The sequence below is a fragment of the Anoxybacteroides rupiense genome (assembly GCF_014196195.1).
Classification (GTDB): domain Bacteria; phylum Bacillota; class Bacilli; order Bacillales; family Anoxybacillaceae; genus Anoxybacteroides; species Anoxybacteroides rupiense.
The window spans coordinates 1-11,308 of the sequence record NZ_JACIDF010000021.1 but is presented as its reverse complement, the minus strand read 5'-3'; the positions used below and the strand labels follow the sequence as shown (position 1 = coordinate 11,308).

The window sequence follows — 11,308 nt, the reverse complement described above, 5'->3', positions numbered from 1 at the left end:
CGGACTGCTTAACGGCATCCGCTCCCCATTACAATTGAAGGAGGACTTAACTTATTTTTTCCGAAATTGTGTCTTGACAATGGGGGGCATTACACTCAGTCCATTACTTTGAATTATTATCTTTTGATTTATAAGAATAAAAAATAAAGATAATCGTTCTGCTACTGCTAATCTAACGAGTGATACTAATGAACTATACTCCCTAACCTCTTTTAAATTTGTTTCATCACAACCTAAAGATTTTATATTCTCTATTTCTTCCCTATAAATCTTATGTGCCAATGTGTCACATGAGGTACTCAAGATATTATATTCATTATTATAAAACACATAAAACTTATCATTGATTAACCATAGATGCTGGATTACACGCTCAAAACTCTTTAACTTACTATTATATAGTAGATAATCCTCTGTCTTTCTAGAAAAGTCTTCTTCTGTTAGCTTATCAAAAAAAATTTCTATTTGTTCAAACTTATCGTTATCTAAAATCTGATAAGGATATATATCAAGAATGTTAAATTGTTCGTAATCTGATAATTCCTCTAAATAATTACTTACCAGTTCTGTCTTACTATCATGTATAGCAGATTCTATAAACTTAATTGTTTGATCAACGAAAAACACAATATTCCTCCTTTATCCGGGTACTAATAATTACCCATCATGCTGGTCTCATAAGAAATCGACAACCTATAAGTTATAACAGAACTATGAAAAAAGAAAGAGCATTACGGCCGTAGTATTTTTCCATATTTATCTAAAGTGGCAACACGTTTACCTTTTTTATCCTTCAATTTCCAATAGCTTCCTCCGTGACTTTGTCCTTTTGCTCTATCCCTTTCAATGGACCAACCTGTTTTTTGATTTACTCGAGTTTGACTCCCCCCCTCAAACTGATCAATATCTACAGTGTCATCTGATTTTTTTAGTCTATTAGGAATTTTCTTTGATATTTCTTTAACTTTTTTTGGATTGATATGTTTTTACTTTGTTTGCTATCCACGAACCAGCTTTATAGGTTATACCACCTAACACCACTGCACCTGTTGCTAATAATGCTACTTCTCCAATTCCTGGAATAAAGTAAACACCGACAGCTATAGCATAATTCCCATCCGGATCCACCAGCATCACCGGATTGTCATTCGCATACGTATACGCATTTTGAGTGATCGGATCGTCTTTGTCTCCCGGATCTGGATCTCTTGAGATAAACCTCGCCGTCTCTGGATCATAATACCGCGCTTGCAAGTAGTACAGCTTCGTTTCCCTATCATAATAATATCCTGCATACCCTATCGGTTGTCCAGCCACGGCCGCATTTTCCGAAACCGACAACACTTTGCCCCATGGGTCGTAGCTATAATTCGCGACCGTCGCACCGTTCTCATCAATAATGCGAACCACATCGCCGCGATAGTTCGTGACGTAGTAGAATGTATCGCCATTCGCATTCGTCACCGTATTTGGCTTTCCATTCGCCCATGTGAACGCCCATACGGTTTGGCCGCTGTCATCTGTGACGCGGATTAAGTCCGAACCGTCATAGTGATAATGGTACGTCACGCCATTTACCGTTTTCGTTTCTCTCAGTCCATCTGGGCGATACGTGAAGCTGGCGACCGTGTTGCCGTTTACGTCTTTGACTGAAAGCAGGCGTCCTTCTCCGTCCCATGTGTATTGGTAGCGGTCGTCCTTGAGAAGATTGCCAGCGTCATCATATGTGAACCCTTCGATTTCATTGGCCGCATTAAACGTCAGCGTCTTGCCGTGCGGATTTTTTAAGTTCCCGGACGCGTCGTAGTCGTATTGAACCGTATTGCCTTGATACGTCCATGACTTCAAACGGTTGGCGAAATCGTACGTATATGAATCTGCACCATCAAAGCACGTTACAATATTTCCATCCACATCGTATGTATAGCGAAGATCCAACGCATCTTCTATACCGACAACATGCTAACTCGTTAATCTTCCTGCGTCACGATTATTTGAAAAAATCAGCCTAAAATAATGGGCTAATTTACAATTATACGTTTCAATCTGGCTCTCTGCATTGTATGTATATATCCAATTTCTTCTTTAAATTTATAAAAAAAGCCTTAAGAAGGAGCAAATGTGCTCTCTTAAGGCAATTTCATATGATTGCAAAGCAGCTATCTTTTAATCTAGCAAGTTGCCTAGCGATTAGTTAATGATTAGGCCCACTAAAGCTAATTAGACTAGATAGCACTACTTTATTTGTTTTACAAAAATATTATTATTAGGAAAATGCAACAATATGGTTGAACCTGAGGCAAATAATATTTCAAAAGACAAAGTACTTTCATCTACATCAAGAAGTTCCTCATATCCCCAATCATCAAATCCTGTATCATCAGATGTACCATTATGATTAATAAATATTTTTTTTACATTTTCAACTTTTATTTTCCATGTCTCTATTTCATTGGTAACGACCATTTCAACTTTTATTTTCCATTTTCTAAAATCATATCCTTCTTGAATCACTTTCAATTCGTTAAGAGTATAGTCATGAAATCCTTTTTCAACGAGAATTTTATACGCTTCATCAGATATTCTTTTTTTTAAAAATTTTACCCTCTCATAATAGGCTTTATCATTCCTTAGCCATTGCTTCTCTGCCTCCGGGGATTGATCGCCCCAGAGCTCAAAAGTGTAATATTTCACCACATATTCCTCCTTGCTGATGTAATTTTTATGGTATAACCAAGTTGGCTGGCAAAGTCGGCCATAATGGTGGCAATAGAGAAGGCGCCATCCTTACTCCTCTATATACAATATACCCTGCACCAGCTGCTGCACCAACTTTTGCTGCTTTTTTGGCAGCATCCTTTGTTTTTTTTTCTTTTTGTTTTTTTTCATATTTTTTAGCGTTTGCATCCCAGTCCCATTTTGTTTTTTGCTTTAACGCCTTTTTAACCCATTTAGGTGGCTCACCACTACTATTTTTATGCTTATCGTGAATAGAGCCGTCTGCATTTTGAGAATAATGCTGGCCTTTTGGTCCATAAAGGTGTGCATGTTTTTGAGTACTGCCTTTCGCACTATCAATTCTTGCCTTCCAGCCTTGCCCCAAATCATACCATTTATTACTATAACCATTGGGATCAGTGTACATAACTGGATTATTTTCTGTGTAAATATACGCATTTTGTGAAAGTGGATTATCTAAATCTCCCGGATCTGGATCTCTCGAAAGAAACCTCGCCGTCTCCGGATCGTAATACCGCGCTTGCAAGTAGTACAGCTTCGTTTCTCTATCATAATAGTATCCTGCATATCCTAGCGGTTGTCCAGCCACGGCCGCATTTTCCGAAACTGACAACACTTTGCCCCACGGGTCATAGCTGTAATTCGCGACCGTCGCTCCGTTCTCATCAATAATGCGGACGACATCGCCGCGATAGTTGGTGACATAATAGAACGGATCGTCGTTTTGGTCCGTCACCGTATTGGGTTTCCTGTTCGTCCATACCGTTTAGTCGTTATCGCCATCATATCTTCAAAAACAAATATGGTGGTTATCATCGCAATAACCACCAAAAAATTCAATCTAATTATACATTTCTTCTTTTATCTTTAGAAATAATTCTATTTCTTCTGGCTCTTGCTCACTTAATCCATCAAAATGCTTCTCAGAATGCACTAATTCATAATAGCCCCATATAGCAGTTAGGCTTTCACTTTGTCCAAAATGCTTAAAATACCATTTCTCAGGAAGTGAATTTGATATAACAGAAAACAATTCTGCTGGATACCAATTTGGCATTTTAAAGTCATCATAAATAAGGTAGTATATTCCCTCTTCATAAAGAATTATGCCGTAAACTCTATAAGTTGTACCCAAAGAAATACCATCATAAGAAGTTAATGTCTCGTTTCCTTCTCTTACAATTTTGGGACTAAACATATAACCAGTATTTTTCTCACACCGTAGTTCCATCTTTAACACATCCCGATTATTTAAACTTAAAATCATCAAACTTTCCAGTTTTAGTATTGTAATTAAAATGAATATTAATGTTACCTTTTGAGGTCTTTACAACCCTTTGCATTTTTACCCATCCTTCTGAACCCAGCCATCTGGGGTCATTCATGTTTTTTGTCGGGACTCTAGTAGCACCTTTTAAAGGATTGGATAATACTTCCTTCATGGCCAACTGTTCTTCAAGGCTGTTAGGGGTTGTTCTTCCTGTTGAACCTCTACCTAATGATTTCTTTTTTAGTAGACTATTGAGGTTTCCAGTACCCTTACGTAAAACCTTCTTTGTTACTTTCCCTACCGCTTTTTTAACTAAGATATTTGCTACTGCCCCGCTGACCATAACATATGTGAGAGCACCTGCAACAGTCCGATACAATGTGGTTAATCCACGATTCCCATCCGGATCCACCAGCATCACCGGATTATCATTCGCATACGTATACGCATTTTGAGTGATCGGATCGTCTTTGTCTCCCGGATCTGGATCTCTTGAGATAAACCTCGCCGTCTCTGGATCGTAATACCGCGCTTGCAAGTAGTACAGCTTCGTTTCTCTATCATAATAGTATCCTGCATACCCTATCGGTTGTCCAGCCACGGCCGCATTTTCCGAAACTGACAACACTTTGCCCCATGGGTCGTAGCTATAATTCGCGACCGTCGCGCCGTTTTCGTCGACAATCATTTGAGTCACATTTTTTCAAAATCGCGATCTTTCCGTTGCATGCAGTGCACCCAGAAATGATAGACAATTGGCATATGTTCAAACGTTCGAAAAACGTATGGAAAATGCGCCATAACCCCCAAAAATTGCACACTATTTCCGAATCCGCCTGAAATAATTTGAAAAATGGATTCCGAAATAATGTGCTAATTTACACAATTCGCTTAAAATAATTTTTCTAGTACTGATAAAAATATAAACATTAGGACAAAAGAAAGTAAAAAAGACAATATAGATGCTATTATTCTTCTTTTGAATGAAATAGTATTATATCGCTTATACACATACACTAAAAATAACAGCGCTAGGGCATCAATGAAATACGACATGAAAAATGACCATATTGAATTTAAATGAAATAATGATCCATTGTAAATTCTTAATATTGCTCCCACTATTAATAAAATACTGAACAAGATCGTTTGATAAAAAATTAATAATACGGGCATCAAAGTAACTCTCCTTCATTAGATACTACTGAATGTACATTTTAATAAAGAAAGCAAACAAAGAGATTTAACACTTCTATAAAATTTTCATTTTATTTTTATCAAAAATACACGATTTTTTTACGGGTTCTAAGCTACTTAGAATGTTCATAGGCTTGATACGTTTCCAAACTTTCTTGATTGTTCGTTTGATGACATTAGTCGTGTATATCAATCAGCCATAAATGTGAGGAAGACATCTAACTCATTTGCCCAGCATGGAACTTCTCTCGAATACTCACTTAACCATTTCGACCCAAACTTTTGAAACATCTGTACCTCTACCTTCTTCTTCAGTGCAATATAAATTTATTTGAGATTCTCAACCACTTCAAATACATTCTTTTCCTAGCAAGATGGGGGCATATTTTGTGAATGAAACAGCGCCGCACATTAGCTTTCGGATAAACGATCTTAAAAGCTTTTTCCCCTAGTAGTCCATCAGATCCAACTAGGAAATACTTCTTTGGCTCCCTATTTATAAGATGTTTTAGTGATTTTTTTCATAAATAGGAACTTTTTTGTCCTCCTACAAAGAAATCAAGTATTTCTTGATATCCTTCTTCATTCACCCAAAAAGCCACATAAACGCCTTCTTTTTCCACTGTTTCACGACGAAGTTTCACGTATAAGCCATCCAATTGCGATTTGTCAGTAGTCGAGTGTGCTGTTTCTCGACGTCCTCTTTAACGACATCGGTTATATGGCTGATTTGTTGGAAATAAGCATTTCCCTAAAATCAACTTGCCAACCTCACGTGTGCTCATGCTGTTTTAGTACATCTCAATGGTCCTTTCCTCGTCCCAGCTCTTGTAACGTTGATAAGGTGCAAACAAGCTGTGTTTGAAATTCTTCGTTTTCGATCTCTTAGAACTGAAAGAACCTCGATTCGGGCCATATTGTGTATCCAAATTGCATTGATAGTAGCTGTTTCTTATATTCGATATTTCCGACTGCTCAATTGCGAGGGAATTCTTGATTTCTTCCTGCATAATCAATTTTAATTTTCCTTTACAATCTGACGAATGATACTTTCCAGTTGGTAGATCTAGTCTATATGCGGTATATATATTTTTAGACATAGGTAGGGTACTCCGTTGTGAACCAGAGAATCCCCTACCTTTTTTCGTTTAATCTAGCAAAATGCCTTACACAAAATTTTATATACTATCCAAAAACACATTTTCTTGTTCCTGTAAATTTAAAAATCAATATAGCCGTTTTGGGGTTTCTTATCTCTGCTATCGATCCAGTTTGCTACGACAGTTCCAGGATCTAAATAGTTGAACGCAGTGTTAACTACCCATTCTAAGCTTTTTAATATACCAGCTGATGCTCCAATAACTATCAGCTTGTCTCTCAACGTTCTATAGAAAATACGTTTAGCCGCCTGCGTTCCTTTTTTCTTAATATAGGCTATTAAAGCACCTAAGGTAAGACCTCCAGTCAGAACCATGCTTAATCCCGCATTCAGTCCCGCAGCAAACCATTTCACAGAGATCCTATAATGACCATTTGGATCTTTATACATAACAGGATTATCATTCGCATACGTATACGCATTTTGAGTGATCGGATCGTCTTTGTCTCCCGGATCTCGATCTCTTGAGATAAACCTCGCCGTCTCCGGATCATAATACCGCGCTTGCAAGTAGTACAGCTTCGTTTCCCTATCATAATAGTATCCTGCATACCCTAACGGCTGTCCAGTCACTGTGGCATTTTCCGAAACCGAAAGCACTTTGCCCCACGGGTCATAGCTGTAATTCGCAACCGTCGCTCCATTTTCATCGACCATCCGCACGACATCGCCGCGATAGTTCGCGATATAATAGAACGGAGCGCCGTTTTGGTTCGTCACCGTATTTGGGCTCCCATTCGCCCATGTGAACGCCCATACGGTTTGGCCGTTGTCATCTGTGATGCGGATAAAATCAGAACCGTTATAGCTATATTCCCCCAACCTAGCCCAAATAAATAAAAAAACTCAAGAATTAATCAAAATTCTTGAGTCAAATCTGTTTAGATTATTATTTCAGGCTGTTATTAGCTATTTTCTCTCCTAATGTAGGGGTTATTTGACCAATTTCACCTAACCTATAATCAAAAGATTTTAATTGAGACTCAATTAATTCTAACACGTCATAATATGCAAAGTTTGTACCCAACCTGTAGTTTTTTTCCTCCAAACTCTCTTCTTCTACTTCTGTCAGTGTTTGGTTATATTTTTCCTGTATTTCTTTAATTAAATCAATTAAAAAATATTTCATCTCATTTTGCATCCTATCATCTCCCTACTTTGATTTTAAAATGCCTTCAAGAATTTGTTTTTGTTCCATTTGTCTTTTTATATCAGAAGGCCATTTTTTATGAATTAATGCTTGTTGCTGCCTAGGATCTAGATTTCTAAAGTTAGGAATATATTTCTCTGGATTTTTTATTTTATCTTTATGTTCCTCAATCTGTTTATTTATTGAATTTATTGCCCTTCTGATTTGTTCTGGGGACTTATTAATATACTGTTTATAAAATCCAAAATGTTTCCCACCACTTTTAGCAATAGCATAGGCATTATTAGTACCCTTACGTAAAACCTTCTTTGCTACTTTCCCTACCGCTTTTTTAACTAAACTCTTTGCTACTGCCCCGCTGACCATAACATATGTGAGAGCACCTGCAACAGTCCGATACAATGTGGTTAATCCACGATTCCCATCCGGATCCACCAGCATCACCGGATTATCATTCGCATACGTATACGCATTTTGAGTGATCGGATCGTCTTTGTCTCCCGGATCTGGATCTCTCGAAAGAAACCTCGCCGTCTCCGGATCATAATACCGCGCTTGCAAGTAGTACAGCTTCGTTTCTCTATCATAATAGTATCCTGCATACCCTAGCGGTTGTCCAGCCACGGCCGCATTTTCCGAAACCGAAAGCACTTTTCCCCATGGATCATAGCTGTAATTCGCGACCGTCGTTCCATTTTCATCGACAATGCGGATAACATAGCCGCGATAGTTCGCGGCATAATAGAGCGGATCGCCGTTTTGGTTCGTCACCGTATTCGGTTTGTCGCTCGTCCATACGGTTTGGCCGTTGTCATTCGTGACGCGGATTAAGTCCGAACCGTCATAGTGATAATGGTACGTCACGCCATTGACCGTTTTCGTTTCTCTCAGTCCATCTGGGCGATACGTGAAGCTGACGACCGTGTTGCCGTTTACGTCTTTGACTGAAAGCAGGCGTCCTTCTCCGTCCCATGTGTATTGGTAGCGGTCGTCCTTAAGGAGGTTCCCGGCGTCATCATACGTAAACACTTTGATTTTTTCAACACGTGCTTGGCACCCTAATCTAAGTTATACTTGAGATAGTTAAGTTCTAAGGCTCAACTAGCATCATGAGTTTAAATAAAAGATAACATTAGATAGAAATACTCCCCATATAGTCATTGTAAAAAGAAACCTTGAAAGGCATATAGCCAATCAAGGTTCGATTCTTATTCACTATGAACTTCAAAACAAAAATATCCAAAAGCTAAATCTTCGTCTTTTAATTGCATTTTTCTTTTAGCAATATCAAATAACCTCGGTAAAAGCGTATCTAAATAATCACGATATTTTTCTAATGATAACTTAAAACTCTCTACATCATTGTGTTGGCATAATGGATAAAGGATTTTTCCCATCTCAAATTGCTCAGCAGTCACAATTTGATCGTCTGTATCCAGACAGTCTAAAATATGTTCTTCTTGTTCTTTTTCATCAAACTGTTCCCTGCATTCTAAATAAAACATATATTCATCAAATTCGATTTGCATATCAACCTTTCCATTTCTATAGAACGGATTAATTCTTAAATATTCTGTCGTTGTATTGGATTCAATAATTTTTTCTAACATAATTTTCAAATGTGTAATTGTTGGATAAAGTCTATATTTTCCACTGTGATATGTGGTATATTCATAGACTATCTCGTTAATTTTGCCATCTTTTTTTACAGTCACTGTATCACCCACCTACTTCGAAAATTTAGGATCAAATACCCAGTATGGGTCATTCAAATCGGAAACTTGTATTACCTTTCCTGTACCATCATCTACTGCTACATAATGTCTCTTATCTTTATAGTAAACAGTTACTGAGTTTCCTGTATATTTGTTTACCGCTTTAGTTATTTTGTACGGATTGTTTATTGTTTTGGCTATACTTTCTTTAGTCCATCCACGTTTAGCAACTTGATTTTTATATTTTGACTTTTTAAATTTATCGCTAAAAACAATATCTTTTGCACTTATTTTACCCGTACCCTTACGTAAAACCTTCTTTGCTACTTTCCCTACCGCTTTTTTAACTAAACTCTTTGCTACTGCCCCGCTGACTATAACATATGTGAGAGCACCTGCAACAGTCCGATACAATGTGGTTAATCCACGATTCCCATCCGGATCCACCAGCATCACCGGATTGTCATTCGCATACGTATACGCATTTTGAGTGATCGGATCGTCTTTGTCTCCCGGATCTGGATCTCTTGAGATAAACCTCGCCGTCTCTGGATCGTAATACCTTGCCTGTAGGTAGTACAGCTTCGTTTCTCTATCATAATAGTATCCTGCATACCCTATCGGTTGTCCAGCCACGGCCGCATTTTCCGAAACCGAAAGCACTTTTCCCCATGGATCATAGCTGTAATTCGCGACCGTCGCACCGTTCTCATCAACAATGCGGATAACATCGCCGCGGTAGTTGATGACATAGTAAAACGTATCGCCATTCGCATTCGTGACCGTATTCGGTTTCCCATTCGCCCACGTAAACTCCCATACGGTTTGGCGGTTGTTCAATTTTTCGTACGATTAGTTCTCTTTGGTTTGATTGATAACAGTGTCAACTTGACAATTGGCAACCGCTGCATCATACCAAGATGCTTTTTCTTTCAAGTTCCTAAAAGCCTTTCTAACAGGAATGCTCTTTGTATCGAACTAGATTTTCTGCAATGTGAAATCATCCCTCTAACTATTGATAAATAACTATAGAACATCTTTTTCGATACGAATTAATATTTAAATGTTATCATCTTTTTTGATTCAAATTGAATAAAAATTAGTTGATTCAATTTGTTGAAATTAAATGTTATTCCCTCCATTCTGTCCTTTGGTAATAATATCTCCATTTCATCAAAAAAATCAGCAATAAAATAAACATTAGTATACTCTATTTCATTCAACAAATAGAATATATCTAAGTTGAACTCAAAATCTTCAATCACAGCTATTTTCATATTTTTTTTTATAATACATTTGTATTTTTTTAACTCTTTATTTAAAGATGATAACGAAAAATAGGGGATTATTAGTTTTTTTCCCTGAATAACAGAACTGACATCGTCAAAAGAAATCGTATCATCAAAGGTAATTTCCTCTACAATAAATGGAAGTTTATTAACATTTATACCTGTTGAAAATTCTACATAAGGATTCTCATCTAATTGTGTTAATAAAAATGTTTTAATATGTTTCAATAAAAATCTCCCCTTAAAAAATAAATTCTGAAATGAATATATATCTAGGATTATTTTTAGCAAAAGGCTTAATCTTTAGTTCGTCAGGTACAAACGATTTAAATATATAATGAGTCTCGCTTCCTCCTAAATGCATATGCAGTATAGGGATATGTCTAGTGTGCTTACCTTTATACTTACCAGTACCTCTAAAGATATTTAAACCATGGTAGTCAATAGAGAGTATACGCTTCCTATTTGCCATTATTTTAAGAATATATCCTCCTTTTAAATTAGATTGTACTTCTAAGCCTAACTGGTCTAGAGCTTTTTTTATATATTTTTGCCTTGTAAAGCTTCTTATTTTTTCTACAACTATCCTTAGGTTTTTAGGATTTCTAACAGCCTGCTTTATAGCAAACTTTGCAATCTCTTTGACTACCCAAGGTAATTCGCCATCTGGATCAACATATATCACCGGGTTATTATTCGCATAAGTATATCCATTTTGAGTGATAGGATTATCCAAATCCCCCGGATACGGATCCCTCGAAAGAAACCTCGCCGTCTCCGGATCATAAT

The 11,308-nt window shown here is 37.2% G+C and carries 13 protein-coding genes and 1 pseudogene; all 14 read right to left on the bottom strand.

The genetic code is table 11. The features are described 5' to 3' along the window. Positions 1 to 51: 51 nt before the first annotated feature. Positions 52 to 627 (bottom strand): hypothetical protein, encoded by a 576-nt coding sequence (locus tag GGQ95_RS18000; RefSeq protein WP_183187258.1) that lies wholly within the window; start codon positions 625 to 627, stop codon positions 52 to 54. A gap of 333 nt (positions 628 to 960) precedes the next feature. Continuing rightward, positions 961 to 1,938 (bottom strand): RHS repeat-associated core domain-containing protein, encoded by a 978-nt coding sequence (locus tag GGQ95_RS17995; RefSeq protein WP_183187257.1) that lies wholly within the window; start codon positions 1,936 to 1,938, stop codon positions 961 to 963. A gap of 297 nt (positions 1,939 to 2,235) precedes the next feature. Continuing rightward, positions 2,236 to 2,697, bottom strand: coding sequence for a hypothetical protein (locus GGQ95_RS17990; RefSeq protein ID WP_139788090.1), 462 nt, complete (start codon positions 2,695 to 2,697; stop codon positions 2,236 to 2,238). 25 nt (positions 2,698 to 2,722) lie between these two features. Continuing rightward, on the bottom strand, positions 2,723 to 3,475 hold the full coding sequence (locus tag GGQ95_RS18755; RefSeq protein ID WP_183187256.1) for an RHS repeat-associated core domain-containing protein: 753 nt from the start codon (positions 3,473 to 3,475) through the stop codon (positions 2,723 to 2,725). 105 nt (positions 3,476 to 3,580) lie between these two features. After that, entirely contained in the window at positions 3,581 to 3,970 is a 390-nt protein-coding gene (locus GGQ95_RS17980) for a hypothetical protein (RefSeq protein WP_080859892.1), read from the bottom strand. Between the two features lie 16 nt (positions 3,971 to 3,986). After that, positions 3,987 to 4,697: an RHS repeat-associated core domain-containing protein gene (locus tag GGQ95_RS17975; protein WP_183187255.1), complete on the bottom strand. Its 711-nt coding sequence runs from the start codon at positions 4,695 to 4,697 to the stop codon at positions 3,987 to 3,989. A gap of 603 nt (positions 4,698 to 5,300) precedes the next feature. Then, positions 5,301 to 6,272 (bottom strand): annotated as a pseudogene (locus GGQ95_RS18945) (transposase); the annotation flags it as partial. A gap of 153 nt (positions 6,273 to 6,425) precedes the next feature. After that, entirely contained in the window at positions 6,426 to 7,085 is a 660-nt protein-coding gene (locus tag GGQ95_RS17965) for an RHS repeat-associated core domain-containing protein (RefSeq protein WP_183187253.1), read from the bottom strand. A gap of 169 nt (positions 7,086 to 7,254) precedes the next feature. Beyond that, complete coding sequence (locus GGQ95_RS17960) at positions 7,255 to 7,506, bottom strand: hypothetical protein (RefSeq protein ID WP_080859902.1); 252 nt, start codon at positions 7,504 to 7,506, stop codon at positions 7,255 to 7,257. 12 nt (positions 7,507 to 7,518) lie between these two features. Beyond that, a complete protein-coding gene (locus GGQ95_RS17955; RefSeq protein ID WP_183187252.1) occupies positions 7,519 to 8,544 on the bottom strand; it encodes an RHS repeat domain-containing protein in 1,026 nt (341 codons plus the stop codon). A gap of 179 nt (positions 8,545 to 8,723) precedes the next feature. Continuing rightward, on the bottom strand, positions 8,724 to 9,230 hold the full coding sequence (locus tag GGQ95_RS17950; protein ID WP_080859940.1) for a hypothetical protein: 507 nt from the start codon (positions 9,228 to 9,230) through the stop codon (positions 8,724 to 8,726). Positions 9,231 to 9,242: 12 nt separating this feature from the next. Further along, positions 9,243 to 10,070 (bottom strand): RHS repeat-associated core domain-containing protein, encoded by an 828-nt coding sequence (locus GGQ95_RS17945; RefSeq protein WP_183187251.1) that lies wholly within the window; start codon positions 10,068 to 10,070, stop codon positions 9,243 to 9,245. A 212-nt stretch (positions 10,071 to 10,282) separates the two neighbouring features. After that, positions 10,283 to 10,747, bottom strand: coding sequence for a hypothetical protein (locus tag GGQ95_RS17940; RefSeq protein WP_044746758.1), 465 nt, complete (start codon positions 10,745 to 10,747; stop codon positions 10,283 to 10,285). 13 nt (positions 10,748 to 10,760) lie between these two features. Next, positions 10,761 to 11,308, bottom strand: a 548-nt coding sequence (locus GGQ95_RS17935) for an RHS repeat domain-containing protein (RefSeq protein ID WP_280528811.1), incomplete at its 5' end; no start/stop codon positions are given.

Excerpts from the sequence above, each read along its gene's own strand:
- GGQ95_RS17980 (WP_080859892.1), bottom strand. The coding sequence starts at position 3,970 with ATGGAACTACGGTGTGAGAAAAATACTGGTTATATGTTTAGTCCCAAA.
- GGQ95_RS17975 (WP_183187255.1), bottom strand. The coding sequence starts at position 4,697 with ATGATTGTCGACGAAAACGGCGCGACGGTCGCGAATTATAGCTACGAC.
- GGQ95_RS17960 (WP_080859902.1), bottom strand. The coding sequence starts at position 7,506 with ATGCAAAATGAGATGAAATATTTTTTAATTGATTTAATTAAAGAAATA.